Raw genomic sequence first — 26,411 nt, 5'->3', positions numbered from 1 at the left:
TCACAGCCCGCTGGCGGTGAGCTGCAGTCGGTCGGCGATGCTGTCGGCCTCGGCAACAGTCAGCACGAGTCGCTCACCCGGCTGGCAGGCGGCGGGGCAGCCGGCAGCCACCTCGAGGCACTCCTCCTCCAGGCGCACCAGTCCCAGGCCGTCCTGAGGCCTCAGCCAGCGCAGGAACACCGCGGACCAGCGGTCCCGGGCGTGCTGCTCGAACCAGACCTGCTGCCAGTGCCGCTGGTCCTCCCGGGCGATCTGGGAGGCCTGGCGCAGAGGGGGATCGAGGTCATCGAGCAGGGCTCTGAGCTCGGCCTCGTCCATGGCGGCAGCCCCGGCCAGCCCGGCCTGGAGCTGGCGGTGGCAGACCAGGTCGGTGTAGCGGCGGATGGGAGAGGTGGCCTGCACGTAGGCGGGCAGACCGAGGCTGAAATGGGCCTGTGGGGTGGCCGCCATCACGCCGCGGCTGAGGCAGCGCCGGATGGCGCAGTGGCGCACGGGCCCGGCCGGGAGGGCAAGCAGTTCCGTCTCGGGGGGCAGTTCGGCCGGCACCTGGCCGCGGAAGGGCAGGCAGAGCCGCTCCTCGATGGCGGCATGGGCCGCAGCCTCCCCCATCAGGATCATGGCCTCGGCCACCAGGCTGCGGGCGCGGCTGGGCTCAACGACCTCCACCAGGGCGCGTCCCTCTTCGCTGCGCAGGCGACCCTCGTTCTGCTCCATCAGCAGCGCGCCCCGCGTCACCCGGTGCTGGCGATGCCGGTCGAGCAGCCGCTCCAGCCGCAGCAGGTCGTCATCACCGGGTGGGGCCAGCTCCAGCAGCTCCTGACCCTCCTCGTAACTGAGCCTGTAGGTCGGCCGGATCCAGCTGCGCATCAGCTGCACCGACTGCAGGGCGCCCTCCGGACCCAGGCGGATGGCAGCGCTGAAGGCCGGGCAGCGGAGGCCCTGGCGCAGGCTGAAGGGACCCCGGGCAAGGGCCATCGGGAACATCGGGATCGTGCCCGAAGCCAGATAGAGGCTGGTGGCGCGTCGGCGGGCCTCCCGATCCAGCGGGCTCCCCGGCTCGATCAGGCGGGCCGGATCGGCGATGTGCACCCAGATCAGCTCCTCCCCCTCCGGCGTGGTGCTGATGCCGACGGCGTCGTCGATCTCCTCGGTGCCGGGATCATCGAGGGTGAAGCAGCGGAGCCCGCAGAGATCCCGGCGTTCGCGGTCTCCCGGCTGCTCCTCGCCTGCCGCCTCGCACAGCCGCTGCGCCTCGGCCTCCTGGGTCTCGCTGAAGCCATCGAGCCAGGCGCTGCCCTCCATGCAGCGCAGCGCGTGCCGGTCCCAGTGCCCGAGCTCCACCAACAGACGGCGGATCGCGACGGGGCTGATGGTGATGCCGGCAGCCAGGAGGGTGCGGCTGAGGTCCTCCGGCAGCTGCGGCGCCAGGGACGCTTCGGCGCTCGCCGCCCAGCTCTGGAGAAGGCGCAGGTCCTGTCCGGAGTGGGCCTCCGGTGCATGCAGAGCGTCGTTCAGGCGATCCGGATCGCGGCTGGACAGCGCGTCCAGCCATCGCTGCCGGGCGGCCAGGCTCAGGCGTTCCCGCCGGCGCTGGTGCCGCAGCCGGCGGATGTCGGCCATGCCGCGCACCTGCAGGCGGCCGTCGCGTCCCAGCCGGAAGAAGTCCTGGGCTCCGTGCAGGGCCAGCCAGAGCAGGCCGGCACCGGCCGGATCGGGTTCTGTGAGCAGCAGCTCGAGCAGATCCTCCAGCTGGATGGCGTCTTCGCCACCCTGAAGCAGCAGCCAGGCGGCAGCCAGTTCGCGGCGGCATGCCCAGGCCGGCAGTGTCGTGTCCGTGATCGCCCAGGGCCTGGAGGCGACGCTGCGTGCCGCGCCGAGAGGATCATGGCCGAGAAGGGTGAGATCGCGGCCGGGAAGGCTCCGCTCCCGCTGCTCACCCTGGAGCTGGATGGTGATGCGGCGGCCACTCTCCTGCCGGACCACCCCGAGACGGGGATGCCGGTCGATCACCACACCGACCAGATCACCGGTGCTGAAGGTCAGCGGGGCCGGCAAGGCATCAGCTGCGGCGTGGCATCGGGCTGACGATCAGCCCTCGGGATTGACGAACGGCAGCAGGGCCATGATGCGGGCCCGCTTCACAGCGTTGGTGAGATCTCTCTGCTGCCGGGCGGTGAGGCCGGTGAGACGGCGGGGGAGGATCTTGCCGCGTTCGGTGATGAACTTCTTCAGCAGATCGACATCCTTGTAGTCGATCGGATCACCGGGCTTGATCGGCGAGAGGCGCTTCTTGAAAAAGGAACTGGACATCAGTGGCAAGGTGCGGATCGCGAGGGAACGTGTCGTCTGGTGCTGGTGCATGCCGGTCGGCCCGCCGGGTCCCATCGCCGATGCAGGCGAGTGACCTCAACGGACCGGCTCAGCGGCTCACTTGATTTCCTTGTGGGCCGTGTGGCGATTGCAGTGGGTGCAGAACTTCTTGATCTCCAGACGTTCTGTCGTGTTGCGACGGTTCTTCTCGGTGGTGTAGCGGGACACCCCGGGCGACCGCTTGGCGGGATTGGACCGGCATTCCGTGCACTCGAGCGTGATCACGATCCGGACGCCCTTGTTCTTGGCCATGGAAGGACGTAGCGCCGCGTGAGCGAAGCGATTGACAATCGACCAGAGTAGCTCCCGGCCGGGGCCATCCCGGTCGTCGGCCGGTTGGATGCTGATCCTTAAGATCCTGCCTGCTTCCGGACCCCAGCATGCGCGTCTCCCTTCAGTGGCTGAGACAGCTGGTGGCGTTCGATCTCGAAGCCGAGGAGCTCGCGGATCGCCTGTCGGTGGCCGGATTCGAGGTGGAGGAGGTGGAGGACCTCGCCGCGCTGGCCCGGGGCGTGGTGGTGGGAGCCGTCACCGCCTGCGAGCGCCATCCGGATGCCGACAAGCTCAGCGTCTGCACGGTGGCCATCGGTGCCGGGGACCCGCTTCAGATCGTGTGCGGTGCATCGAACGTGCGGGCCGGCATCCATGTGCCGGTGGCCACCGTGGGAAGCCACCTCCCCGCCGTGGGGCTCACCATCAAGGCCAGCACCCTGAGGGGTGTGGCCAGCAGCGGCATGATCTGCTCTCTGGCGGAGCTCGGCCAGAGCGACAGCTCCAGTGGCATCGCCATCCTTGAGGAGCTGGTGGATGGTCCGCTGCGGCCCGGTGAACCGGTGGCACCGCTGCTCGGGCTCGACGATGTGGTGCTCGAGCTGGCCATCACGGCCAACCGACCCGACGGCCTCTCCATGCTCGGGATCGCCCGGGAGGTGGCTGCGCTGTGCGGCAGCGAGGCACAGCCGCCGCGGCCGGCCGAGCTGCCCGCTCCCCTCAGCCTGCCGGTCAGCGCCCAGGCAGCGGCGGCGATGGAGGAGGGAGGCCTCTACAGCCTCACCGAACTGACCGGCATCACGGTCGGTCCCTCACCCGCCTGGCTGCAGCGGGCCCTGCTGAGGGCCGGCCAGCGTCCGATCAACAACGTGGTCGACGTCACCAATTACGTGATGCTCGAGCAGGGCCAGCCCCTGCATGCCTTCGACCGGGAGCGCCTGGCGATGCTCGCGACAGGTTCCGCCGCCCCCGAGGCGGTGGGTCTGCGGATGGCGCGGGATGGCGAGCGGCTCACAGCTCTCGATGGTCAGACCCTCGAGCTCGGAGACCAGGCGCTCCTGGTCACGTTCGGGGATGTGCCCGTGGCCCTCGCCGGGGTGATCGGAGGCAGCGAGAGTTCTGTCCACGAGGGGACCACCTCCATCTGGCTGGAAGCCGCCGTGTTCGCCCCGCCGCGGGTGAGGCTCAGTTCCCGCCAGGCCGGGGTGCGCACCGAATCGAGCAGCCGCTTCGAGAAGGGGCTGCCGCTGGAGGTGGCCGAGCTGGCGGCAGGCCGTGCGGTTGCGCTGCTGCAGGACCTCTGCGGTGCCCGGGTGGGCCACCGCTGGCTGCATCGCCGGGCGGCCGAGCCGGTGGTCCCACTGCTGCTGCGCCGGCAGGCCCTGCATCGCCTGCTCGGCCCCCTGCTGACCCCTGAAGGTGAATCCCCGCTGGAGGACGCGACCATCGAGGCCACCCTCATGGCTCTGGGTTGCGGGCTGGAGCCCACGGAGGCCGGCTGGAGGGTGCAGGTGCCCCCTTCGCGTCGCATCGATCTCCAGCGCGAGGTGGATCTGATCGAGGAGGTGGCCCGGCTGGTCGGCTTTGATCGCTTCTCCAGCCATCTGCCGGCCCCTCTCACCCCGGGCGGGCTCACGGCCCGGCAGCAGGCGGAGCGACGGCTGAGGGTCGCCCTGGTCCAGGCCGGGCTGCAGGAAACAACCAGCGCCAGCCTGGTCAGCGGCACCGGCTCCGGTCGGGTGGCCATCGCCAACCCTCTTCTGGCTGAGGCGAGTCACCTCCGCGACGATCTCATCCCCGCCCTGCTGGCGGCCGCCGGCCGCAATCTCCAGGCCAGTCAGCCCGGCTTCTGGGCCTTCGAGATGGGGCACATCTTCCCTCCCGCCGCCGGCGACAGCGCTGCACTCGATCCCCGCGAACGGCAGGTGGCCCGTCTGGCCGGCGTGATCTGCGGTGAGCGTCGCCTGGAGCGCTGGAGCACCCATGGAAAACCCTCCCCGCCCAGGTACCACGCTGCCCGTGCTGTGCTCGGCCGCGCTCTGCTCGCCATGGGGCTGCCCATCCAGGACCGGCCGCTGACGAACCACCCCCGTCTTCATCCGGGCCGAGCCGCCGAGCTGGTGCTGGAGGGCCGGCCGCTGGGCTGGTTCGGAGCCCTGCACCCGCGCCTGGCCCGGAGCGAAGGTCTGCCGGAGGCGACTCATCTCTTCGATCTGGATCTGGATCGCCTGCTGACCGCCGCCACACGCGCCAACCGCTGGCAGCCCCGCTTCGCGCCGTTCCCCACGGTCCCCGTCGTCGAGCGGGATCTCGCGCTCGTCGTGCCCAGCCAGGTCGGTGCGGCCGAGTTGATTCAGGTTCTGCTGAAGGCGGGCCGGCCCCTGCTGGAGCAGGCGGAGCTGGTCGATCGCTTCGAGGCCGAGCAGCTGGGCGAGGGGGTCTGCAGCCAGGCCTTCCGCCTGCGCTTCCGCGATCGGTCCCGCACCCTCACCGACGGGGATGTGGCCCCCGTCATCGACGCGGTTCTGGCCGCTGCCGGAAAGCGCTTCAAGGCCCGTCTGCGCGAGTGAGCAGGGCCAGACACTCCACGTGGGTGGTCTGGGGGAAGAAATCGATGGGCTGCACGGAGCGGATCTGCAGATCGCTGCCGCTGCTGATGCGCTGCAGATCCCGGGCCAGGGTGGCGGGATTGCAGCTGATGTAGGCCAGCCGCCGTGGCGGATGGGCCGCGATCGCGCTGCACAGAGCAGCCTCGAGCCCGCGTCTCGGCGGATCCAGCACGAGGTCCACACTCCCGGGCGGGGCCCCCGCCAGCAGGTCGGGCAGTCGTTCCGCCACATCACAGGCCTCGAACCGGGCCGTGCCCTCCAGGCCATTGCGCAGGGCATTGGCATTGGCCTGGCCCACCGAACGCTCGCTCTGCTCGAGGCCCAGAACGCCGCCGGGGCACCGCTCCGGGCTGCGCGCCAGAGGCAGGGCGAAGGTGCCGATGCCGCAGTACGCGTCGATCAGCGTCGATGGAGGTCCGGCCGCCGGCCCGGGCACCGGCCCCAGAGCGTCCTCCAGCAGCCCCGCCACCCGCTCGGCCTGAACGGTGTTGACCTGGAAGAAGGTGTCCGCCCCGATCCGCAGGCTCAGTCCGGCGAAGTGCTCCTCCAGCCAGCTGCAACCTGAGATGGTGCGCGTCTCCGGGCCGAGGATCGCGTTGCTGGGTTCGGGCTGGAGATTGAGCAGCACGCCCACGATCTGGGGCCAGCGGGTTCTCCAGCGGTCTGCCAGCTGCTGCAGTTCCGGCAGGTTGTCGTGGCTGGAGATCAGAAGCACCAGCACCTGCCCGGTGCGGGTTCCGATCCGCAGTCCGAGATGGCGCAGACCACCGCCATGGCTCCGATCCACATCGGCAGGCCAGCCCTGGTCGTCGAGCTCCTGCTTCAGCAGGGGCAGCAACCGATCCAGCCGCGGATCGAGCACCGGGCAGCGATCCATGTCCACGATCGTGTGGCTTCCCCTCTGATAGAAGCCGGCCCTGAGACGGCCGTCGCCGGCGCGATCCAGCGGCACCAGGGCCTTGTTGCGGTACCCCAGGCCGGAGGCCGGAGCCAGCAGCGGCTCCACCGCGACGCGCAGCCCACCGATCCGCTCGAGGGCCTGCGCCACCTGGCTCCGCTTCCACTCCCTCTGGCGGCCGTCGTCGAGGTGCTGGAGGGTGCAGCCGCCGCAGCGTGAGGCCACGGTGCAGGGTGGAGTCCGGCGGTGGGGACTCCGGCTGACCCGTTCCAGCAGCTGAGCGCTCCAGTGACGCCGGTGGCGATGGTGCAGCCGCACGCGGCCGCGCTCGCCCGGCAGCAGGTCGGGGACAAAGACCACTTCGCCGCCGTGGCGTCCGATTCCCTCCCCGGCCAGGGTGAGATCCGTGACCTCAAGCTCCACCACCCGGCCCTGATGCGGGGACGCACTGTTCAAGGCGGAAGGGGCGGAGGTCCTCGATGCCATTCTCGCCGGCCCTCAGGAGCCAGCTCAACACTTGATTACGCCTGGCTCCGCCGACCCGTTCCAACGGGCTCCGGTGCCTAGGATCTGCTCCAGTCAGAACCCCGTGATGAGCGTCGTCCGCGATCTGATTCTCCAGGCTGATGACGATCTGCGTTATCCCAGCAGCGGCGAACTGCGTTCGATGGAGGCCTTCCTCGCCGGCGGCGAGAAGCGGCTCACCATCGTGAAGATCCTGACCGAGAACGAGAAGAAGATCGTTCAGCAATCCTCCACCCAGCTGTTCAAGCGCAAACCCGACTATGTCGCTCCGGGTGGCAACGCCTACGGCTCCAAGCAGCGGGCCCAGTGCCTGCGCGACTTCAGCTGGTACCTGCGTCTGGTCACCTACGGCGTGCTCGCCGGCAGCACCGAGCTGATCCAGTCGATCGGGCTGATCGGTGCCCGCGAGATGTACAACAGCCTCGGTGTGCCGATGCAGGGCATGGTGGAGTCCATGCGTTGCATGCGGGAGGCCTCCCTCGACCTCCTGTCCCAGGACGAGGCCGCCATGGCCGCTCCCTACTTCGATTTCCTGATTCAGGGGATGCAGACCAGCAGCTGATCCTCGCTGCCCGGGCGTCCGCCCTTACGACCCCCTCTGATCGTCTGGCGTTGTTGAGGCGACCCTGCCCTGCTGTGGCCTGAGCCGCACTGGGCAGGGTTTTGCTGTGTCTGAGGCTGACCGGCACTCACATCCCACCCGGCACTCACATCCCAGGCGCACGTCGATGTCGGCGCCGGTGCTCTGGTGTGGCGAGGCACCCCAGCCCAGGAGTCCAGGGCATCCCAGGTGGGATCGTCTGCGAGACCGAGGATGAGACCGGCTTGAGATGCCTGCGAGCGCTTCGGCCCGCTCCTGCTTGGTCTCTCGGCTCCTGTGTCCTGTGCTCTGTGCCTTGTCTCGCTGTGTATGGATGGGATCAGGGCTTGGACTCGGTCCGGGTCTCAGGCGAGCTGGCTGCGCCTTTTTCTGGCGCCGCGCTGAGGTGTCTTCCCCGCCTGAGCGCTTGGACTCCCCAGGCCTGTGATGCTCTCTCGGGGGCGCGAGCACGCAGGTCGGTCGTGGCCTGAATCGGTCGACGTTGTCGCGCACTGGTCTGGGTATGGGACCAGGACTGGGTCTCATCTGCGTGGGCTGGGATCGCTCTCCTCGCGGCTGTCGTGTTCTGCTGGCCGTTGTTGGGTTCTCCTGGTCTCTGTCGCGTCCTGCAGGCCACACTCTCCTCGGCCGTCCTGTTGGGTTGTCGCGCAGGCCCCTCTCTCTCCGGCTGCCGTGCTCTCTCACGCGCGCCGTCGCTCTCTTTCACTCTTTCGTCCCCTCAGGCGTTCTCCTTCAGTTCCTGTTGGTGTCTCCCTGAGTTGGTGTTTCTTTCTTTCTCTTCTGGCGTCTCTTTCGCGCGGATCGGGAGGGGGTCGGTTCGCTGTCGATGTCGTTGATTCGATCGGCCGGTGCCGTCAGAGCGCCGACTCGCTGCGTTGTGGTGACCGCGCCTGAGGCTTGCGTATCTGTGTCTTCGACAGTGACGCAGGGCTCTTCATCCCAGTTGTGGCAGGGGTTCTGGTCGGGTCCATCTGGTGTTGGACAGGACAGGGACAGGTTCGGGGCGACGTCATCCGGCGCGAGGCTCTGGCTTGGGCGTTGGTCGCGCCTCTTCGGGAATCAACCCCTGCCTGGACTGCCCAGAAGCGGGTCTCGACTGTCGCGACCTGGTCTCAGTTCTGGTCCAGGGCTGTGTCTCGGCTGATGTCTCTGCGACGTCTCGGTGGGCGGTTCAGCGGCGTGCCCGGTAGCACTCCTTGAGGAGCTGATAGGCCTCGTTGAGGCGGCGCATCTGTTCGGTGGAGCCACCGGAATCCGGGTGGTGGTCCATGGCCTGCTCACGAAACGCATCGCGGATGCGCTGCAGCGTCATCGCTTCACCGGGTGTGGTGGGGAGACCCAGCAGACGCAGAGCGCTGTGGATGCTCATCGTCTGCTCCAGCGCCTCGAAGGAGGTGCCGCGCCGCCGGCGGCGGAAGCGATGCACGAAGCGCCGGATCAGCGTGGGCACCCGCGCCCCCAGGCTGTCGCCACCGAAGGGGTCCTCCAGCATCCCGGCGGCCACGATCGCGCTGGCGAAGGTCGGGGCTCCGACCGGCCAGGACGGGCTGATCGTCACCATCACGCGGTCCAGCTGGTTCCAGGTGAAGGGCTGTCCCTCCGCCAGTTCGCTCTGACCCCAGATCTCCGCCTGGAGCCACTGCAGGGCGGCATCCAGCACCGGTTGTCCGGGAGGCTGGCCGTAGAGGCTCTGCCAGTGCTGGGTCACCTCCAGCAGCGCGGCCTCCAGCTGCTCCTGATTCAGGGCGACCAGGCCCGGATGTGCCTCCTCGAGGGCGTTGCCATTCCGTTCGGGCGGACGAAGACTGTTCCGCAGCCGGCTGGAGCGGGACCGCACGAATCCCGGCAGGTCGATGCCGAGGCCCCGGCCCCGATGGGAAGCTCCAGCCGGTTGCGGAGGCCGTGCTCCTGGCGTCGGCCCAGCGTCCGAAGCGCCGGTTCCCGCCGGCTCGTCGGCCCCAGGGGCGCCCTCGTCCTCCGGTCCGAGGCGTTCCAGATCGCCAGTCCGGAGCAGCACCAGCGCTCCCTGGGTATCGAGCTCGTCCTCGAGGCTGGAGGAGAGCCCATCGTCATCCGCTTCGGAATCGAGCGGCCTGTCTTCGAAGAGCTCCTCCAGCAGCCGGGTCAGGATGTCGCCGCGACTGCGCAGCCCCCATTGCTGCTTCAGCGCATCGATCTGCTCCAGCAGCGTGTCCGGAAGCGTGAGGGTGATGCGCCGGCGGGAAGGTTGTGAAGGCTGCGCCACCCGTCCGCGTTCCGCTCTGGGAGCCTACCGGGCCTGCAGTTCCCGCAACCAGGCCCGCTGGGCTTCGATGGCCTGCTGATAGCGCCGCTGCAGCTCCGCCCGCTCGCTTCGGATCGCCGTGGGAGTGGGTCGGGCGGCGGGGATCGGCGGAAGGGTGCGCACCGGTGGGGCCGCCGCCGCGGTGGGCACCGCGGGGGGGGTGGGCGCCGTCGGCGGTGTGGGACGGGCCGGCATCAGCGTTGTTCCCGTGGTCGTCGGCACGATCGGGGGCGCCGTCGCCGGTGCGGGCTGAGCGGGCGCAACGGCTGGCCGGGGCGTGACCGCCGCCGGGGGGGGCTCGTGTGCGGCGGCCGGCGCGGGCTGAGCCGTCACGCGCCGCTGCAGGAGGGCCAGCTGCTGCCGGGGCACCACGCTCAGAAGGTGGCCGGGCGTGGCATCCGCCGGGTAGACGAGGCTCACCGTGACCGGGTTGGTCACACCCGGCTTCAGATCCAGCGTGGTGAGAGGCAGGCTCTGGCCGGATCGCATGCCCACGTGTACTTCCCGATAGCCCTCACGCGTCTCGATCCCGATCGACCCCCGGAAGGCGGTGAACGCGGGTCGATCGGCGAGCACGGGGTGGCTGAGCACCAGTTCGTGCGGGCCTTCGCCCTGCAGGGCCAGATCCACATCGAAGCGGACTCCGTAGGTGCCGACGTTGTTCACCGACGAGTCGATCATGCGGCTGGCCAGCCGGTTCACCTGGATGTCGTTGGTCCCGAAGTGGGTGCGACGGGTGCTGGTGAGAGGGACGTGCAGCGGGCCCTGGCTGAGGTCGTGGTTGAGGCTGGCGTCGTACGCATCCCCGATGGCCACACCGGCCACGCGGGAGAAGACCGTTCCGTTGCTGATCTCTCCCAGGCGGGAGAGGTAGATGCGCCCGGGAGCCAGCCGGCGGCTGTTGAGCATCGCCAGGATCTCGGCCTCGCTGCTCCGCTCCTCGACCGCCACGACAGCCATGGTGAATGGGCCATCGCTGCGGCCCCGCACCAGGGCATTGACGATGCCGCGCGCTGGAAGGACCTTCTCCAGCAGCACCCTCTGGCTGCGGGGAGGGATGACGAAGGGCTCCCGCAGATCCCGGTCCAGCTTGCCGCGCAGCATCTGCACGGCGGTGGCGTCACCGGGACCCGTGTTCCATGGACGCGGCCCGAGCGGCTTCACCCCCATCAGGTTGTTGGAGAGGTAGGGCGCCTCGAAGCTGTTGCGCACCGCACCGCGATCGAACGTGAGGGTGACCGGAGCCGCCGAGGGATTGGTGACGACGGTGGCGATCGTCAGCAGTCCGCGCCGCCGCCGCCCTCCGAGGCGGCTGCTGTCGGATGGGTAGTACTTGTGGTGGACGTGCAGTCCGAAGTCGCCATTGAAGGTGTAGGTGGCGTTGCCGAGACGCTGGCCGGTCTCGGCTGCGATGGCGCTGCCGGCAGCCGTGTCCACCAGGATTCCGGGGCCATGAACTTCCTCCGGCTGGTTGGAGTGGAGCACCGGAACGCTGTTGAAGCGGCCGTTGAGTGGCCGGGCGGACTGGCCGGCCATCAGGGCCACCGAAGCCCCGGCTGCAGAGGGCAGCAGGCCGGGGGCCAGGCAGCCACCGATCAGCAGAACGACTCCAAACCGCATGGCCTCAGCCCGTGCACCTCTCTCCAACCTGACCAGCGCCCCGCGGGAGGACGCCGATTCTCGGAATTGTTTTGGCTGCCAGGCCCTTGACAGGCGTGGCGAGGGCGTCGAGTCCTCGCGTGCCACAAGCGGATCCGGCGTACTGCGGCGGACCATAAGTGGCCGGGACGCCCGGCCGACCCGGCCCGGCCACCCGGTGAGGCTCACACCCCCGGCCCCGGTGGCCGCAGGCCAGTCGCTAGAACCAGCCCGATTCACTCCTCGCTGGGAATGCTGCCTCCCTTCACCTGCTGCTCCGGGTCCGGCGACCACCTGGACGCCCGTCGCCGCCATCAGCAACGCAAGCTGTCGATGCTGCAGTTCTGGCGGGACGGTCTCGAGCGTCAGCTGGCGGCCCTCGACGGGGCCATCAGCGCCCTCCAGTCTCAGATCGACCGGGATGCGGCCGCACCCTCCGAGCAGGCTCCCCAGTCCTGAAGATCAGCCAGGCTGCGGGCCAGTTCCGCCAGGGCGCTCTTCAGCCGTCGCTGCACCGTCATCGGGCTGATCCCCAGCTCGGCCCCCACCTGCCTCAGGCTCCGGCCCTCCATCACCACGGCGGCAACGATCCGGCGCCTGCAGGGTTCCAGCTGATTCAGGGCACGCGCGACCCGGTCCCGTCGCTCCCTGTTCTCGGGCTCTTCCGAGGGGCTGACATCGGGCCGGTCGATCCCCTCCAGGCTCGTGATCCGGCTGAGCTGCCTGTTGCGCTCGAAGCGCTGCCACGCCGCTGCGTCCATGCCCAGCCGTGCGGCGATCTCCAGGGGCGTCAACGGTGCATCTGCCACGCCGTGAGCCCGGCCCTCCAAGCGCCGCACGCTCTTCTCGAGCTCCACCTGGCGGCGCGGCAGCCGGATGACCGGCGCCTGATCCCGCAGGTAGTGCAGGATCGCCCCCCGGATGTGGGATCGGGCGTAGGCCGGAAAGCAGTCCTGGCGACTGTCGTCGAAGCCCTCGGCGGCCCGCATCAGGCCCATCAGTCCCACCTGGATCAGATCCTCGAGCTCCTGGTTGCTGCAGCGGGCGTAGTGGACCGCCAATGGTCGGACCAGCTCCCTGTAGCGGGCGACCCGTCGGTTGCGCCGCGCCGGTTCCAGGGGGCGAATCGTGTCGGACGGCCGTTCCGGCAGGGGGCGGACGGTGGAGGGGCAGAGCATGGCCATGGCTGGCGGGGTGAGGGAACGGAGGAGCGGCGCTGATCGGCCTCTCCCTCCTTTCAGCCACCCAGAAACGCCCCGCCGCCGACAACCGTGGAACTACGGAACCGTGGCCACCACCTCCTGCAGCAGCCCATCACCCCCATGGCGGCGGAGCCAGTCCCGATCGGCCCGCTCGGTGGTGAGCAGGTAGCCGGCGAATCCGAGCGCGTTGACGCTGATACCGGCCTGCCGTTCACGGCGACGCCGAATGGTGAGAAACCAGTCCGGCGTGATGAGCAGGTTGTAGGGCGCTGCCGGACGGACCTGCTGCTCCGGGCTGCCGCAGTCCAGGACGCCCAGGTGATGCCGGTACAGGCCCGCCAGCTCGCCGGCGCGCCGCGCCGGGTCCCGCTCCCGCCTCGGGCTCACCATCGCCCACCAGGGATCCAGACGCTGATGGCCGCTGCCCCGCGCCGCCCGTTCGGCGCCGAGCCGGTAGCGCTGCTCCAGCGGGCAGGCCCGCTCGGAGCCACTGCGCGGCAGCAGCTGAAGGTGGCGATGGGGCTGGCTCGCTCCGGCCGCGCCGCAGCTGTTGAAGAACCAGAGCCCGCTTGTGTCGCTCTCCATCCGGGCCATGGCGGCCCAGTCCCTCGCGTTGAGCCAGCCGTCCTGAGGCTGCCAGTGGTCGGTGATCAGCAGCAGATGGCCGGGCTGCACGGGGAACTTGTTCAGCAGCACCACGTGACCCGTGTCGAAGCGCTCCACCTCCAGGCGCGAGTCCCAGGGCAGGAAGGGATTCGCTCTCGGACCCGGCTCCCGCAGATGCTTGGGGGTGCGGCTGAGCAGGTGGCGCACCTGGAACGGCTCCAGGGCCGGTTCCCGTTCCAGGCAGGTCTCCAGTGGGATCAGCGCTCCTGCCGACAGGGCGCTTCTGGAGCGCTGCAGCGCCCTCTCCAGCAGGTCCCTGGAGCCGGGCCAGGCTCCAGGCGGGACCGGCGGGAGGGAGGAGTCAGCTCTCACGGCCCGTCGACCGGTTCAGTCGCGCCAGCGACGCGCCCTGGTAGTAGCGCCCCAGAATCTGCACGTAAGTGAGTCCCCGCTCCGCCAGCGTCCGGGCGCCGTGCTGGCTCATGCTGGCGCCGAGGTGGCCATGGGCCTCCCGGCTGATGCCGTCGGTGGCGGCATAGAGGCTCTCCACGATGCCGCCCCGGAAACTGAGGATCATCCCCTCGGTGTCGGCCGCGGCCTGACGCGTGCGCGGATGGCGGCTGGCCAGACCCCGGTATGCCTGCCAGCGGGTGGTGTCGCCGAGGTGGAACAGGGTCGTCGCCGGTCTGGCCATGTGGGCCAGGGCATAGGAGCGTGCGGCCACGGCCTGGGCTCGGAGGGCGTGCTCGGGCCAGCTCGCCGGCATCTCGGCGCCCACCACCGAGGCGATGTAGTCCTCGAGCGGCAGGTTGTTGACGATCGTGGCGCCCCCATCGCCCGCGAACAGCTGCAGCTCACCGGCGTAGGCGGTGCCATTGACCGTGAGCGTTCCACCCGGGACCGACCGGCACAACGCCGAGCCACGGCCGGCGAGGATGGGGCCCAGGCCCCTGCTACCTCCCGCAGGCATCTGCAGCCGCCCGCCATCGGAGCGGGTGCACGTCCAGGCGGCCGTTCCGCCCAGGCTGGCCTGCCGGCCCTGGCTGACCAGCCCCACCCGGATCACCAGCCCCTCGCCGGGCACCGGGATCGGCGGGACGGCAGGAGCCGGCTCGGATTCCCGAGCGGAATCGATGGCGGTCCGCGCAGGGCCTTCGGGCCGCTCCAGCAGGGTGGCCAGCGCGACCTCCGCATCCGCGGAGGCCGCTTCCGGCGCCCATGGCCAGGAAAGAGCGACCCGACCGGCCGGGCCGCTGCGCAGTCGCTCGAGCCCGATGCCCCCGCCCAGGGCGAGCAGCAGGGCTCCGGCCACCGCGAATCCGCGGCTTGAGCCCCTCATGGTGCGCCGGCCCAGGCGACTCCCGTGACCATTGCGGATGGGACCTGGCCAGATCACCGGTGCCCGGACATCACTGCAGCGGCGATCATCGCCGATTCCAGAGCCGCGTGGAACAGACCTCTGCGCCATGGTGAGGCCGACGGCGGCATGGGCGGATGGACTGGGGCCGGTGGAGCGGGACGGCGTTGGTGGTGGGTGCCGGAGGTCTGGGCCATGCCCTCGTGGCGGCCCTGGCCTCCCGAGCACCGGGGCTGCGGGTGTGGGCCACCAGCCGCGATCCGGAGCGTGCGCTCGCGGCGGAGCGGGCCGGTGCGGTGAGGGTGCTGCCTCTCGATGTCCGTGACGGTGACAGCCTGGACCGGCTCGGTGAGGCCGTTCTGGCCGAGGCACAGCCGCTGAGGCTGGTCATCGTGGCTCTGGGGGTGCTGCATGGGGAGGGACTGAGCCCCGAAAAGCGGCTCGACCATGTGACGTTCCACTCGCTGGAGCGGGTCTTCGCTGTCAACGCCTTCGGCCCCCTGCTGCTGGCCCGGGCTCTGGCTCCGGCCATGCCCCGCGACCAGCCCTGTCAGTTCGCCAGCCTCTCGGCCCGTGTGGGCAGCATCGGGGACAACCGCAGCGGCGGCTGGTACAGCTACCGGGCGGCCAAGGCCGCCCAGAACCAGCTCCTCACCTGCCTGGCTCTGGAGTGGCGCCGCCGGCGCCCCCAGACCTGCGTCACCCTGCTCCATCCCGGCACGACGGACACGCCGCTCTCCAGACCGTTTCAGGCGTCCGTTCCCCAGGGCCGCCTGTTCACCCCGGAGCGGGCCGCCGGCCATCTGCTCGATGTGCTCCAGGCCCAGACGCCCGAGCGGAGCGGGGACTTCCTGGCCTGGGACGGTCAGGCCATCCCCTGGTAGGCCCTGGCCTTCAGGGTGGCGATCGGAATGACCTCCAGGGTGCTGATCTCGGTGGCGTCCAGCCGCACCGGTGGTGCCATGCCGTCGTCATGGGCCTGAAGCCAGCGGCTGGCGCAGACGCACCAGTGATCGCCCGGCCTGAGGCCGGGAAAGCCGAAGGCCGGCACTGGGGTGGAGAGGTCGTTGCCCTGAGCCTTGCTGTACGAGAGAAAGGCCTCGTTCATGACGCAGCAGACCGTGTGACGGCCGAGATCGGCGGCATCGGTGCGGCAGCTGCCATCCCGGAACCAGCCGGTCATCGGCTCACAGCTGCAGCGCTGCAGGGGTTGATCGAGAACATTGCGTGCGGTGTCCGGGGCGGATGCAGGCGCCGATTCCATCGATGCCGGATGTGAAGACCTGGGTTCGAGTCTGACGAATCAATGCCGCTGCCTGCCCACAGGCGGTTGACGACACCGGGGGGGCAGGCCTTAAAGGTTTTGAAACAACGCACGGAACGCGGCAGAGCAGCACATGCAGTGGGAGTTTCAGGAAGACGCGGCGTTCCTCGCCCTGTGCGATGCCTTCAAGGAGAGTGGTGAGAGCTCGGCCATCGAATTCCTCGCCCACGGGGAGGGGGCGTTCCATTTCCAGGAGCTCACCCAGAACGCAGCGGGTGAAGGGGTGGACCTGAGCGACTCCGATTCACTCGATGACTTCCAGCAGGAGGTCATCGACACCATGGAAGCCCTCTGCAGCTGAGGAGCCGGCTGGTCCCGACCCCCTCCGGGAGCCGATTCAGGCGCTGAAGTAGCGCGCCTGACTGTGAAGCGCCACAAGCGCGGTGGTGCTCTGTTCGGGATTGAGCTGGTCGCTCTCGTCCATGCTCAGACCGATGGATCCGGCGTCCAGCCACGCCAGCTGCTGGCGCGAGTCGGCCACATTCGGGCAGGCCGGGTAGCCGAAGGAGTATCGGCTGCCCCGGTAGTGCTGGGCGAGCACACCCCGCAGGCTGTCGGGCTCCTGGTCCCCGAAGCCGCATTCCCGGCGGATCCGGGCATGGACCCACTCCGCCAGGGCCTCGGCCATCTGCACCGCGAGGCCATGGAAATAGAGGTAATCGGCGTAGTTGTCGGCGCTGAAGAGGGCCTGAGCGAACCGACTCGCCTCCTCGCCCATGGTCACCGCTTGCATCGGCAGCACATCGCCGGGCCTGCCGTCCTGCAGATCCCTGTAGAAGTCGGCGATGCAGTACCGGTTGCCGCTGCGCTGGCGGGGCAGCTCGAAGCGGCCCAGTTCCGCTCCCCCTGCCGCTCCATCCGGTGCGTAGACCACCACGCTGTTCCCATCCCGGCCGCAGGGGAAATAGCCGTAGGCCACGGCCGGCTGCAGCAGGCCCTCCTCGCAGGCCCGTCCCAGCCAGTGGCTGAGCACCGGTTCGGCCTTCTCGGCCAGCATTGCCTCGTAGTCCTGGCGGCTCTGGCCCTTGGCCTTGCGCAGCTGCCACTGCCCGGCATAGAGGGCATTGCGATCGAGATAGGCCGCCACCTCCTCCAGGGGGATGGCATCGCCGTGCAGATGGCGGCAGCCGAGGAACGGAGGCTCAACCGCCCGCTCCTCCGGCACCGCCTCGGACCGATCGCGACGGATCGGCGCTGAGCCGGTTCCATCCCCCGAGGGACTGCCCTCCCCCGTGCTGCCGGAGTCATCGTCGGGGCCTGCGGCGTCACCGGCGCCGGCATCGCCACCCAGCTGGATACCCTCCGGTGTGCCGGAGAGGAAGCCGCGCCGGTGGTCCCAGACGCCATCGCGCAGGGCCTCGACGTAGGCATCCATGAAACGGAGGTCGGTGAACGCATCGCGCCCGTAGATCACCTTGCCGTCGTAGACCTCGGCGCAGTCGCGATTCACGAAGCGCGGAGTGAGCGCCGCGCCACCGAGCACCACGGGCACATGAATTCCCGCCTCGTTGAAGGCGCTGAGGTTGTCCTTCATGAACGCGGTGGACTTGACCAGCAGGCCGCTCATGGCGATGCAATCGGCCTGATGCTCCTGCTGGGCTTCGATGATGGCTCCCACCTCCTGCTTGATGCCAAGATTGATCACCTCGTAGCCATTGTTGGTGAGAATGATGTCGACGAGGTTCTTGCCGATGTCGTGCACATCGCCCTTCACCGTCGCGATCAGGAACTTCGCCTTGGCGGTGCTGCCCCCCTCGGTCTTCTCCATGTGCGGTTCGAGATGGGCCACCGCCGCCTTCATGGTCTGGGCGGATTGCAGCACGAAGGGCAGCTGCATCTGGCCGCTGCCGAAGAGTTCTCCCACCACTTTCATGCCATCCAGCAGGAAGGTGTTGACGATCTCCAGCGGTGGATGCTGGTTGAGCGCCTCATCGAGAGCCGCTTCCAGCCCGATCCGCTCGCCGTCGATGATGTGACGGGTGAGGCGCTCTTCGACCGGCAGATCCTGCAGGCTGGGACCCGACGCGCGGGCCTCCTTGGCGCTCACCCCCTCGAACAGGCTGGTGAGCTCGGTGAGCGGGTCGTAGATGCATGCGTCACCCTCGAAGCGGCGCCGGTCGTGGATCAGATCGCGGCAGATGCGCTGGTGCTCCTCTGACACCTTCATCAGGGGCAGGATCTTGGCCGGCGAGACGATGGCGGCGTCCATTCCGGCTGCGCAGCAGTCATGCAGGAAGACCGAATTCAGGGTGATGCGCGCGGCGGGTGACAGCCCGAAGCTGATGTTGGACACCCCCAGCAGCACATGCACACCGGGGAGATCGCGGCGGATGCGGCGGATGGCCTCGATCGTCTCCGCTCCGTTGCGCCGGTCGTCCTCGATGCCGGTGGAGACGGGCAGGGCCAGGGGGTCGTAGAAGAGCTCCCGGGCGGGAATGCCGAATTCGAGCGCATCCCTGTAGGCCCGCTGAGCGATGGCGAACTTGGCGTCCGCGGTGCGGGCCATGCCCTGTTCATCGATGGTGCCCACCACCACACCGGCGCCGTAATCCCGCGCCAGCCGCAGGACGCGGAAGAAGCGCTCCTCGCCGTCCTCGTAGTTGGTGGAATTGAGGATGCACTTGCCGCCGGCCACCTTGAGGCCGGCCTCCATTTTCTGCCACTCGGTGGAATCGAGCATCAGCGGCAGCGTCACGTTCGTGACCAGACGACTGACCAGCTCATGCATGTCCCGCTCACCGTCGCGGCCCACGTAATCCACGTTCACGTCCAGAACGTGGGCGTTCTCCTTCACCTGCCCGCGGGCGAGGGCCACCAGACCGTCCCAGTCCTCCACCGCCAGAAGATCGCGCACCTTGCGCGATCCGCTGGCATTGAGGCGCTCCCCGATGATCAGGAACGACTGATCCTGTTCGTAGGTGGTGGTTCCGTAGATCGATGCCGCTGAGGGCTCATAGCCCAGGCAGGGACGTCCGCTCTGATCCCGGGGGCCGCGGATCGCCCGGGTCTTCGGGCTCATCCCCTCCGCCATCTCCGCCAGAGCGCGGATGTGATCCGGGGTGGTGCCGCAGCAGCCACCGATCACCTGCACCCCCAGATCCTCCACGAAGTGGAGCAGCTGCATGCGCAGTTCGATCGGCCGGAGCCGGTAGTGGGCCACGCCGCCCACGTTCTCCGGCAGTCCGGCGTTGGGGATGCAGCTCAGCACGAAGGGGCTGTGGTCGCTCAGGTAGCGGATGTGCTCCTTCATCTGCTCCGGCCCGGTGGCGCAGTTCAGCCCGAGTACGTCGATGGGGAAGGGCTCCAGGATCGCCACCACGGCGGCGATGTCCGAGCCGACGAGCATGGTGCCCGTGGTCTCCATCGTCACCGACACCATCAGCGGCCGCCGGCCGCCCCAGGTCTCGAAGGCGGCCTCGATGCCCTGGAGGGCGGCCTTGATCTGCAGCACGTCCTGGCAGGTCTCGACCAGCAACAGATCCACCCCGCCTGCCAGAAGCCCCTCGGCCTGCTCCTGATAGGCGTTCCTCAGGGTGTCGAAGGGAATGTGGCCGAGGGTGGGCAGCTTGGTGGTGGGCCCCATCGATCCGGCCACGAAGCGCGGTTTCTCCGGCGTGGAGAAGGCCTGCGCCACCTCCTTCGCCAGTTCGGCCGCCCTCCGGTTCAGCTCGTGCGCCCGGTCCTCGAGGCCGTATTCCGCCAGCACCACCGAGGCGGCACCGAAGGTGTCGGTCTCGATCACATCGCAGCCGGCCTCGAGGAAGCGGCGGTGCACCTCCTGAACGGCGTCGGGCCGGGTGACCACCAGGTTCTCGTTGCAGCCCTCCAGCACCGGCCCGCCGAAGTCCTCGGCCGTCAGGTCCATGGTCTGGAGCGAGGTGCCCATCGCCCCGTCGAACACCAGCACAGGCCGGTTGCGGGCGTGCAACCGTTCGAGGAAGGCGCTGGAGCCCTCGGGCGCGGGTTCGGCGTGACGACCCGTCGCTTCAACGACAGGGGCTGGGTGCGTCTCCGCCTGGGCCATCAACTCGATCCGCTCCGCCTGGGCCGATGATCTTAGGAAGCCTGATCGAGGGCGATCCGGGTGACCCAGTGCTCATAGGCCGGTTCGCGCCCCTCGGTGATGGCCGTGAGCTTCTGCTTGAGCGCCGTCATCAGCGGGCGGGGTCCGCTGAGGTCGGTGGTCTCCACCCGGCGGATCGGGGTGATCTTGGCCGCCGTTCCGGTGAGGAAGACCTCGTCGGCCACCAGCAGCTCGGTCTTGTCCACCGCCCGCTCCACCACGTGAATGCCCATGTCGCGGGCCAGCTCGATCACGCTGGCGCGTGTGATGCCCTCGAGAATGTCCTGATCCACGCCGGGGGTGATCAGCACCCCGTCGCGGACGATGAAGAGGTTCATGCCGCTGGCCTCGCTCACCTTGCCGCGGCTGTTGAGCAGCAGGGCTTCATCGAAGCCGCTCTGCACCGCCTCGGTCTTGGCCAGTGAACTGGTGATGTAGGCGCCGCTGATCTTGCCCCGCAGCGGCAGGGAGCGGTCCTCCTGCCGGGTCCAGCTGCTGATGCGGCAGCTGACGCCGTCGGGTGAGAGGTAGTCGCCCAGCTCGATGCCATAGATGAGGAAATCGGTCTCGATGTCGTGCAGGCGCGGTGCGATGCCCAGATCGCTCGTGTACACGAAGGGCCTGAGATAGCTCGGCGTGCTCGGTCGGTTGGCGCGCAGCATGGCCGTCACCGCGTCGAGGACCGTTGCCTCCGCCAGGTCCGTGAGCAGCAGACGCGCGCTCTGGGCGAGACGCCGGGCGTGGCGATCGGCACGGAAGAGCAGGATCTCGGAGGGCTTCTCCGGGTTCGGCAGAGCCCGCATCCCCCCGAAGGCGCCGGTGCCGTAGTGCAGGGCGTGGGTGGCCACCGACACCGTGGCCTCCGCGAACGGCACGCAGCGCCCGCGGAACCAGGCATAGGGGAGGAACGACTGCATGGAGGCGGCGGGCCGGAGCGTGAGGGAGCGATCTTCTCACCGCCCCGGTGGGGCCGCTGCCATCGATGCGGCCGGGTGAGCAGCATGCTCTCCAGATGAGGCCCCACGGTCCGCATGCACCGCCTTGCCGCCGTCCCCGGGGCCTACGAGCCCGATGAACGACCGGCATTCGTCGAGCAGCCGGCGGCTCCACTGCTCGTGCTCAGCAGCGCCGACACCGACCTCTCCGCCCTGGCTTCTGCGCGGTCAGCCCATGCCGCCCGTGGTGGCGCCATAATGCGCGGGCTGAACCTGGCGGCCCTCAGCCATCCGGCGGTGATCGACCACTACGTGCGTCACAGCCTGCCTGCGGCCCGGGTCGTGCTGGTGCGGCTGCTCGGTGGTCGCGGGCACTGGAGTTACGGCCTCGAGTGCCTGCGGGACTGGCAGATGCAGGCGCCCGGTCGCCACCTGATCGTGCTGGCGGGAGCTCCGGAACTGGACGCCAGCCTGCATTACCTCGGCTCGCTGCCCCTGCCGCTGGCCGATGCGCTAGCCGCCAGCCTGCGCATCGGCGGGCCGGCGGTCTGGGGCGGGGCGCTGTCCCTGATGGACCGACTGGCCCGCTCGGAGGATCCGGGTCCGCCGCCGCCCCTGGAGCTGCCGCCGGATCCCGAGCCCTGGGACTGGCGGGATGATCCCGGCCCCCGGGTGGGGGTGGTGCTCTACCGGGCCTGGCTCCAGGCCGATGACCTCCGCTTCCCCCGGCTGCTGCTGCGCCAGCTGCGGGAGGCGGGCCTCTGTCCCCGCCTGCTCTGGGTGAGTGGCCTGCGCGATCCGGGCGTGCAGGAGGGGGTGCGCGACCTGCTCGGCCGGGAACGGGTGGATCTGGTGCTCTGCGGCACCTCCTTCGCGTCGGTGCGGTTCGAGGAGGCGGGCCTCGGGGCCCCCCTCTGGGAGGCCCTCGACGTGCCGGTGCTGCAGGTGCTCACGAGCACGCAGCCGCGCAGCGCCTGGCAGGGGCGCAGCACCGGTCTCGCTCCCCTGGATCTGACGATGCAGGTGGCCCTGCCGGAACTGGACGGCCGCATCACCACCCGGGTGGCCGCGTTCAAGGAGCCGATCGGCGTCGATGCTCACCTGGCCACGGCTCTCCAGGGGCTGGTGCCGGACCCGGAACGGCTCGACTTCATCGTGCGTCTGGCCCTGGCCTGGGTGCGCCTGCGCCGCTGCTCGCCGGCCGAGCGACGCATCGCCCTGGTGCTGGCCAACTACCCCAGCCGGGATGGGCGGCTGGCGAACGGGGTCGGTCTGGACACCCCCGACAGCGCCGCGGCCATCCTCCACTGGCTCGTCGAGGCGGGGTATCGCCTCGACGATGGGGATTCCTCCGCGCCCCTCCCCCGGGACGGCCGCGAGCTGATGGCCCGGGTGCTGGCCTGCCGCACCCACGATCCGGAAGCCGGGTCCCGGTCCGCCGGCGACTGCCTGCCGCTGGAGCTCTACCGGCGCTGGTGGGACCGGCTGCCCGAGGCCCTGCGCAGCGATGTGGAGCGCCGCTGGGGACCGCCCGATGCCGACCCGAGCCTGGTCGAGGGCGGCTTCCCGATCGCCATGGTGCGTTTCGGCCATGTCGTGCTGCTGGTGCAGCCGCCCCGCGGCTATGACCGCGATCCCGCCCTCAGCTACCACGCCCCGGATCTGCCCCCCACCCACGCCTATCTGGCCCATTACCTCTGGCTGCGGGAACGGCACCGGGCCCACGCCGTGGTGCACGTGGGCAAGCACGGCAACCTGGAGTGGCTGCCCGGCAAGGGGCTGGGTCTCTCGCCCGCCTGCCACCCCGAGCTCGCCCTGGGGCCCATGCCCCATCTGTACCCCTTCATCGTCAACGACCCGGGCGAGGGCACACAGGCCAAGCGACGGGCGCAGGCGGTGATCATCGATCACCTGACGCCGCCCCTCGATCGCGCCGGACTGCATGGTCCGCTGCAGCAGCTCGAGGCGCTGATGGATGAGTACTGGGACTGCGTCCAGCTCGGGGGCGAGCGGGCCGGCCTTCTCGCCGGGCGCATCGAGACCTCCCTGGAGGCCCTGGCCCTGCCGGAGCTCAGCGGAGAGGAGGAGCGGGAGGAGCGCTTCGCGGCCGCGGACGGCTATCTGTGCGAACTCAAGGAGGCCCAGATCCGTGTCGGCCTGCACCGCTTCGGGGTGCTGCCCGAGCGGGAGCGGCTGCTGGGGCTGCTGGCCTGCCTGTGCCGGCCGCCTCTGGCCGGTGAACCGGGACTGCCGCAGGCCCTCGCGCTGGACCTGGGTCTGGAGCTGGACCCCTGGAGCGCGCCGGAGGAGGCGCCACTGGCTGCCGGCGACCGGGAGCGCCTCGAACCGATCCGGCGTTGCCTGATGCAGGGACCGGCTGCCATCAGCGGACTGCCGCCGCTGCGTCTGACCGGGGATGCGGTGACGCTGCTGGAGGCCCTGGCGCGGCCGCTGCTGGAGGCTCTGCTCGATCGCGCCCGGCTGGAGCATGCGCCCGCTGTCCTCTCTGCGCCGGTCCCGGAGGCCGCCGCCGGAGCGACCACCGCGGCCTGCCTCGAGCGCCTGGCGGCCACGGTGCTGCCACCCCTGCTGATCAGCCCGGAGCGGGAGCGGCAGGGGCTGCTTCGCGGGCTGGCGGGCCGGCGGGTGGCGGCCGGTCCCTCGGGGGCTCCCACCCGGGGGCGTCCGGATGTGCTCCCCACCGGCCGCAACTTCTACAGCGTCGATCTGCGCGGCCTGCCCACCGAGGCGGCCTGGAGCCTGGGGGAGCGCAGCGCGGCCCAGCTGCTCGACCTCTACCTGCTTGAGGAGGGCGAGCCCCTGCGCAGCCTGGCTCTCTCGGTCTGGGGCACGGCCACCATGCGCAACGGCGGGGAGGACATCGCCCAGATGCTGGCTCTGATGGGGGTGCGCCCGGTCTGGGATGGCCCGACCCGGCGCCTGGTGGGCCTGGAGGTGATTCCCCTGAGCCTGCTCGGACGCCCGCGGGTGGATGTGACGCTGCGCATCTCCGGTCTGTTCCGCGATGCCTTCCCGCAGCTGGTGGGCTGGGTGAACCGGGCCACCGCCATGGTGGCCGCCCTCGAGGAGAGCGAGAGCGACAACCCCCTGGCGGCAGCCCTGAGGAACGAGGGTCAGGCGGCAAGGGTCTACGGCTCGGCCCCCGGCGCCTATGGAGCCGGCCTGCAGGGCCTGATCGAGAGCGGCGAGTGGGAGGACCGGACGGATCTGGGCCAGGCCTACCTCAACTGGAGCGGCTGGCGCTACGAGGGCGATGGCGAGCCGGTGGCCGATCGGGCGGGTCTGGAGCGCCGTCTGGCCGGACTGCAGGTGGTGATCCACAACCAGGACAACCGCGAGCACGACCTGCTCGATTCCGATGACTACTACCAGTTCCACGGCGGCCTGGCCGCTGCGATCGCTGCGGTGGGCGGCCGCAGAGCCCAGCTCTGGTTTGGCGACCATTCCCGCAGCGAACGGCCGCGTCTGCACCGCGTCAGCCGCGAGCTGGACAAGGTGATCCGCTCACGCCTGCTCAACCCCCGCTGGCTGGAGGCGATGCGCGGTCACGGCTACCGCGGCGGCTTCGAGATGGCCGCCAGCATCGATTACCTCTTCGCCTACGACGCCAGTTCAGGCGAGGTGCCGGCCTGGAGTTATGGCGCTCTCTGCGAGAGCTGGTTCACGGATCCGGAGATCCTGGCCTTCCTGCAGCGCGACAATCCCTGGGCCCTGCGTGACATGGCCGAGCGGTTGCTGGAGGCCCACCACCGTGGCCTCTGGACTCAGGCCGGTGATGCTCAGCTGGCGCTCTTGCGCCAGCTGGTGCTGGAGAGCGAGGCGACGATTGAACGGGGAAACTGAGGGCTGCTGGGCTCTCAGCTGTTCAGATCCCGGGCCATGTTGCGGAAGGGATCGATCGAGCCGGCAGGCTGCTGGGAGGGTGAGACCGGTGCGGCTGTCGCTTCGGAAGCGCTCTCACCAGCGGATGCCGCAGCGGCTTCCGGCGCCGGAGCGTTGGCCGGTTTCACCGCGGAACCCCGCAGCCGCTCCTGCAGCTGGGCCTGGCTCATGGGGGAGGCGAAGGTCTTCTTGACCTGCTTGGGCACGCCCGGTGTGGCGGTGCGGCGGGGCTTTGCAGCCGGCGCGGCCGGCTTGGCGACGGGCAGACCCTCGCTCACCTTGTCGGTGCGGGCCGCCATCGAATCGACCTCCTGCACCATCTCCTTGTTGCCGGGATTGTCGGCCGTGCCGGGGAAGGTGTGGCGGATGGTGTTCGAGCGCCGCATGTAGTTGACGTCGCCGAGGCTGGTGGAGGCGTCGGCGTCCAGAAAGAACTCCTTGGATCCGGAGCCTCCGTCAGAACCGGCACTCCCCTTCTTGTTCTTCCGGAACAGACCATCCAGCAGACCCATGTGTGTCACCAACCACTGACATACCTGTCCATTCTACCGGCCCCGCAGGGAATAACCGTGGCTGTCGGTTCCGCCGCTGCGCAGCAGTCCCAGCTCGCCGGCCAGGGCATCGATGGCCTCGCAGACCAGCGGGGTCGGCTGCCAGTGGGGCTGCATCTCGTAGTCGTACCAGGTCTCGGCACCGTCGAAGCCGAGGGACGCCGCTTCCTCCAGCAGGGGCTGGAAGGGGAGGCGGTAGCGGGCCGGGTGCGCCAGCACCACCAGCCCGCCCGCCTCATGCACCGCGTCGCGCACGGCGGCCGCCTGCAGCAGGGAGCCGCTGACGCTGTCGCCCTGGAGGTAGGGCCGGATCGAGGGGGCATCCGCCTGGAATCCCAGGGCCAGCACATGCACGAGGCAGCGGCGCAGCAGGCAGCTGATCTCCACGCCGGTCCAGAGGGTCGGGCGGGGCTGACCATCGGCCGACCCGGCGGCGAAGACCGCCTCCAGCCGGCTGTGGGCCGCCAGGCTGTGGTGATCGGTCACCGCCAGGTGCTCCAGGCCGATGCCGAGAGCCTGCCGGGCCAGCGCTTCCGGCTCGAGGCTGCCGTCGCTGCAGACCGTGTGGCAGTGGAAGTTCACCCGCTCCGGGCAGCAGTCCGGCCCCACCGCGGCCAGCACCCGGGCCAGGGGATGCCGGAGACGGGGAGGGCTCTGCAGGGTGGTCATCGGGGTCGGCTCGGCGGGACGGGATCGCGATCAGGCCTGGGCCTGGGCTTCCGCCCGCAGGCGCCGCCAGCGGGCATAGAACTGGATTGAGCCGGCCATGGCCACCACCAGGGCTGCGATGAACCAGGTGGCGGCGCCTGTGGGGAACTGACCCTTGAAGACCACCAGCATCACCACGAGCACCAGCAGCAGGGTCGGCAGTTCATTGAGGGCGCGCAGCTGCCTGCCGGTCCAGCCGCAGGTCCCGGATGCCAGCTGGCCCATCAGGCGATAACAGAACACGTGGTAGGCCAGCAGCGCAGCCACCAGGGCGAGCTTGGCGTGCATCCAGCCCTCCCTCAACCAGCCGGGCTGGCTGATCAGCAGCCCGATCGCCATGCTCACGGCCACCACCATCCCCGGGGTGGTGATGATGTTGGCCAGGCGTTTCTCCATCAGGGCGTACTGCTGACGGAAGGGCTCCCGCAGGGCCGGCTCCAGGGCTTCGGCCTCCACGTGATAGATGAACAGGCGAACGAGATAGAAGAGCCCGGCGAACCACACCACCACACCCACGATGTGGAGGGTCTTGAACCAGAGATAGGCCTCGGCCGGTAATGCCATCGG

Annotated in this window: 21 protein-coding genes; 6 read left to right on the top strand and 15 right to left on the bottom strand. The window is 69.7% G+C overall.

The genetic code is table 11. From position 1 onward, the window contains the following. The 3 genes from EVJ50_RS05255 to rpmG all read right to left on the bottom strand — a co-directional run bounded on the left by EVJ50_RS05255 (position 1) and on the right by rpmG (position 2,622). On the bottom strand, positions 1-2,055 hold the full coding sequence (locus EVJ50_RS05255) for a ribonuclease catalytic domain-containing protein (protein ID WP_225323099.1): 2,055 nt from the start codon (positions 2,053-2,055) through the stop codon (positions 1-3). A 33-nt stretch (positions 2,056-2,088) separates the two neighbouring features. Next, complete coding sequence (rpsR, locus tag EVJ50_RS05250) at positions 2,089-2,310, bottom strand: 30S ribosomal protein S18 (protein ID WP_150882706.1); 222 nt, start codon at positions 2,308-2,310, stop codon at positions 2,089-2,091. Positions 2,311-2,427: 117 nt separating this feature from the next. Continuing rightward, the gene (gene rpmG / locus EVJ50_RS05245; RefSeq protein ID WP_150882705.1) at positions 2,428-2,622 is read right to left on the bottom strand and encodes a 50S ribosomal protein L33; all 195 of its coding nucleotides are present in this window, start codon (positions 2,620-2,622) and stop codon (positions 2,428-2,430) included. A 128-nt stretch (positions 2,623-2,750) separates the two neighbouring features. Here rpmG and pheT point away from each other — a divergent pair, with 128 nt between their 5' ends. Continuing rightward, on the top strand, positions 2,751-5,210 hold the full coding sequence (gene pheT, locus EVJ50_RS05240; RefSeq protein ID WP_150882703.1) for a phenylalanine--tRNA ligase subunit beta: 2,460 nt from the start codon (positions 2,751-2,753) through the stop codon (positions 5,208-5,210). Here pheT and rlmD read toward each other — a convergent pair. Then, positions 5,188-6,603, bottom strand: coding sequence for a 23S rRNA (uracil(1939)-C(5))-methyltransferase RlmD (gene rlmD, locus EVJ50_RS05235; protein WP_225323098.1), 1,416 nt, complete (start codon positions 6,601-6,603; stop codon positions 5,188-5,190). The genes pheT and rlmD overlap by 23 nt on opposite strands. Before the next feature lie 136 nt (positions 6,604-6,739). Here rlmD and EVJ50_RS05230 point away from each other — a divergent pair, with 136 nt between their 5' ends. After that, positions 6,740-7,234 carry an allophycocyanin subunit alpha-B gene (locus EVJ50_RS05230; RefSeq protein ID WP_150882699.1) on the top strand — a complete coding sequence of 165 codons (495 nt, stop codon included), beginning with the start codon at positions 6,740-6,742 and terminating at the stop codon, positions 7,232-7,234. A 1,210-nt stretch (positions 7,235-8,444) separates the two neighbouring features. Here the strand turns inward: EVJ50_RS05230 and EVJ50_RS05225 are convergent. Both EVJ50_RS05225 and EVJ50_RS05220 read right to left on the bottom strand, forming a co-directional pair. Next, entirely contained in the window at positions 8,445-9,518 is a 1,074-nt protein-coding gene (locus tag EVJ50_RS05225) for a molecular chaperone DnaJ (RefSeq protein ID WP_150882698.1), read from the bottom strand. Positions 9,519-9,542: 24 nt separating this feature from the next. Further along, a complete protein-coding gene (locus EVJ50_RS05220; protein ID WP_150882696.1) occupies positions 9,543-11,177 on the bottom strand; it encodes a DUF3370 family protein in 1,635 nt (544 codons plus the stop codon). A gap of 270 nt (positions 11,178-11,447) precedes the next feature. Between EVJ50_RS05220 and EVJ50_RS05215 the strand changes: the two genes are divergently transcribed. Beyond that, positions 11,448-11,654, top strand: a complete 207-nt coding sequence (locus tag EVJ50_RS05215; RefSeq protein ID WP_150882694.1) for a sigma factor SigF — start codon at positions 11,448-11,450, stop codon at positions 11,652-11,654. Here the strand turns inward: EVJ50_RS05215 and EVJ50_RS05210 are convergent. The 3 genes from EVJ50_RS05210 to EVJ50_RS05200 form a co-directional block, all read right to left on the bottom strand. Beyond that, positions 11,603-12,379: a sigma-70 family RNA polymerase sigma factor gene (locus EVJ50_RS05210; RefSeq protein ID WP_150882692.1), complete on the bottom strand. Its 777-nt coding sequence runs from the start codon at positions 12,377-12,379 to the stop codon at positions 11,603-11,605. The genes EVJ50_RS05215 and EVJ50_RS05210 overlap by 52 nt on opposite strands. A 93-nt stretch (positions 12,380-12,472) precedes the next feature. Further along, complete coding sequence (locus EVJ50_RS05205; protein WP_225323097.1) at positions 12,473-13,375, bottom strand: ATP adenylyltransferase; 903 nt, start codon at positions 13,373-13,375, stop codon at positions 12,473-12,475. Beyond that, complete coding sequence (locus tag EVJ50_RS05200) at positions 13,365-14,342, bottom strand: SpoIID/LytB domain-containing protein (protein WP_150882690.1); 978 nt, start codon at positions 14,340-14,342, stop codon at positions 13,365-13,367. Before EVJ50_RS05200 ends, EVJ50_RS05205 begins: the two co-directional genes overlap by 11 nt. 155 nt (positions 14,343-14,497) lie before the next feature. Between EVJ50_RS05200 and EVJ50_RS05195 the strand changes: the two genes are divergently transcribed. After that, positions 14,498-15,244 carry an SDR family NAD(P)-dependent oxidoreductase gene (locus tag EVJ50_RS05195; protein ID WP_150882688.1) on the top strand — a complete coding sequence of 249 codons (747 nt, stop codon included), beginning with the start codon at positions 14,498-14,500 and terminating at the stop codon, positions 15,242-15,244. On the opposite strand, the gene EVJ50_RS05190 is transcribed toward EVJ50_RS05195, so the two are convergent. After that, positions 15,226-15,624: a DUF2237 family protein gene (locus tag EVJ50_RS05190; protein WP_150882686.1), complete on the bottom strand. Its 399-nt coding sequence runs from the start codon at positions 15,622-15,624 to the stop codon at positions 15,226-15,228. The genes EVJ50_RS05195 and EVJ50_RS05190 overlap by 19 nt on opposite strands. A 133-nt stretch (positions 15,625-15,757) precedes the next feature. Between EVJ50_RS05190 and EVJ50_RS05185 the strand changes: the two genes are divergently transcribed. After that, positions 15,758-15,985, top strand: a complete 228-nt coding sequence (locus tag EVJ50_RS05185) for a hypothetical protein (protein ID WP_150882684.1) — start codon at positions 15,758-15,760, stop codon at positions 15,983-15,985. 36 nt (positions 15,986-16,021) lie between these two features. Here EVJ50_RS05185 and metH read toward each other — a convergent pair whose 3' ends face one another. Both metH and EVJ50_RS05175 read right to left on the bottom strand, forming a co-directional pair. After that, a complete protein-coding gene (gene metH, locus EVJ50_RS05180; RefSeq protein WP_370455631.1) occupies positions 16,022-19,570 on the bottom strand; it encodes a methionine synthase in 3,549 nt (1,182 codons plus the stop codon). Positions 19,571-19,740: 170 nt separating this feature from the next. After that, entirely contained in the window at positions 19,741-20,664 is a 924-nt protein-coding gene (locus tag EVJ50_RS05175; RefSeq protein ID WP_150882681.1) for a branched-chain amino acid transaminase, read from the bottom strand. 114 nt (positions 20,665-20,778) lie between these two features. On the opposite strand from EVJ50_RS05175, the gene cobN reads away from it, so the two are divergent. Beyond that, positions 20,779-24,546 (top strand): cobaltochelatase subunit CobN, encoded by a 3,768-nt coding sequence (gene cobN / locus EVJ50_RS05170; RefSeq protein ID WP_150882679.1) that lies wholly within the window; start codon positions 20,779-20,781, stop codon positions 24,544-24,546. 14 nt (positions 24,547-24,560) lie between these two features. Here the strand turns inward: cobN and EVJ50_RS05165 are convergent, their stop codons facing one another. From EVJ50_RS05165 to hemJ, 3 genes are read right to left on the bottom strand one after another with little or no spacing between them, the layout of a single operon-like run. After that, the gene (locus tag EVJ50_RS05165; RefSeq protein ID WP_150882677.1) at positions 24,561-25,097 is read right to left on the bottom strand and encodes a hypothetical protein; all 537 of its coding nucleotides are present in this window, start codon (positions 25,095-25,097) and stop codon (positions 24,561-24,563) included. 33 nt (positions 25,098-25,130) lie between these two features. Beyond that, complete coding sequence (locus tag EVJ50_RS05160) at positions 25,131-25,805, bottom strand: PHP domain-containing protein (protein WP_150882675.1); 675 nt, start codon at positions 25,803-25,805, stop codon at positions 25,131-25,133. Between the two features lie 30 nt (positions 25,806-25,835). Next, on the bottom strand, positions 25,836-26,408 hold the full coding sequence (hemJ, locus tag EVJ50_RS05155; RefSeq protein ID WP_150882673.1) for a protoporphyrinogen oxidase HemJ: 573 nt from the start codon (positions 26,406-26,408) through the stop codon (positions 25,836-25,838). Positions 26,409-26,411: the final 3 nt, after the last annotated feature.

It is taken from the genome of Synechococcus sp. RSCCF101, assembly GCF_008807075.1.
Lineage (GTDB): Bacteria > Cyanobacteriota > Cyanobacteriia > PCC-6307 > Cyanobiaceae > RSCCF101.
This window is presented reverse-complemented; position numbering and strand designations above follow the sequence as displayed.

Coding starts and splice junctions, on each gene's coding strand:
- rpsR (WP_150882706.1), bottom strand. CDS start 2,310: ATGTCCAGTTCCTTTTTCAAGAAGCGCCTCTCGCCGATCAAGCCCGGT.
- rpmG (WP_150882705.1), bottom strand. CDS start 2,622: ATGGCCAAGAACAAGGGCGTCCGGATCGTGATCACGCTCGAGTGCACG.
- pheT (WP_150882703.1), top strand. CDS start 2,751: ATGCGCGTCTCCCTTCAGTGGCTGAGACAGCTGGTGGCGTTCGATCTC.
- EVJ50_RS05230 (WP_150882699.1), top strand. CDS start 6,740: ATGAGCGTCGTCCGCGATCTGATTCTCCAGGCTGATGACGATCTGCGT.
- EVJ50_RS05220 (WP_150882696.1), bottom strand. CDS start 11,177: ATGCGGTTTGGAGTCGTTCTGCTGATCGGTGGCTGCCTGGCCCCCGGC.
- EVJ50_RS05215 (WP_150882694.1), top strand. CDS start 11,448: ATGCTGCCTCCCTTCACCTGCTGCTCCGGGTCCGGCGACCACCTGGAC.
- EVJ50_RS05210 (WP_150882692.1), bottom strand. CDS start 12,379: ATGGCCATGCTCTGCCCCTCCACCGTCCGCCCCCTGCCGGAACGGCCG.
- EVJ50_RS05200 (WP_150882690.1), bottom strand. CDS start 14,342: ATGAGGGGCTCAAGCCGCGGATTCGCGGTGGCCGGAGCCCTGCTGCTC.
- EVJ50_RS05195 (WP_150882688.1), top strand. CDS start 14,498: ATGGACTGGGGCCGGTGGAGCGGGACGGCGTTGGTGGTGGGTGCCGGA.
- EVJ50_RS05190 (WP_150882686.1), bottom strand. CDS start 15,624: ATGGAATCGGCGCCTGCATCCGCCCCGGACACCGCACGCAATGTTCTC.
- EVJ50_RS05185 (WP_150882684.1), top strand. CDS start 15,758: ATGCAGTGGGAGTTTCAGGAAGACGCGGCGTTCCTCGCCCTGTGCGAT.
- metH (WP_370455631.1), bottom strand. CDS start 19,570: ATGGGCACCTCGCTCCAGACCATGGACCTGACGGCCGAGGACTTCGGC.
- EVJ50_RS05175 (WP_150882681.1), bottom strand. CDS start 20,664: ATGCAGTCGTTCCTCCCCTATGCCTGGTTCCGCGGGCGCTGCGTGCCG.
- cobN (WP_150882679.1), top strand. CDS start 20,779: ATGCACCGCCTTGCCGCCGTCCCCGGGGCCTACGAGCCCGATGAACGA.
- EVJ50_RS05165 (WP_150882677.1), bottom strand. CDS start 25,097: ATGGGTCTGCTGGATGGTCTGTTCCGGAAGAACAAGAAGGGGAGTGCC.
- EVJ50_RS05160 (WP_150882675.1), bottom strand. CDS start 25,805: ATGACCACCCTGCAGAGCCCTCCCCGTCTCCGGCATCCCCTGGCCCGG.
- hemJ (WP_150882673.1), bottom strand. CDS start 26,408: ATGGCATTACCGGCCGAGGCCTATCTCTGGTTCAAGACCCTCCACATC.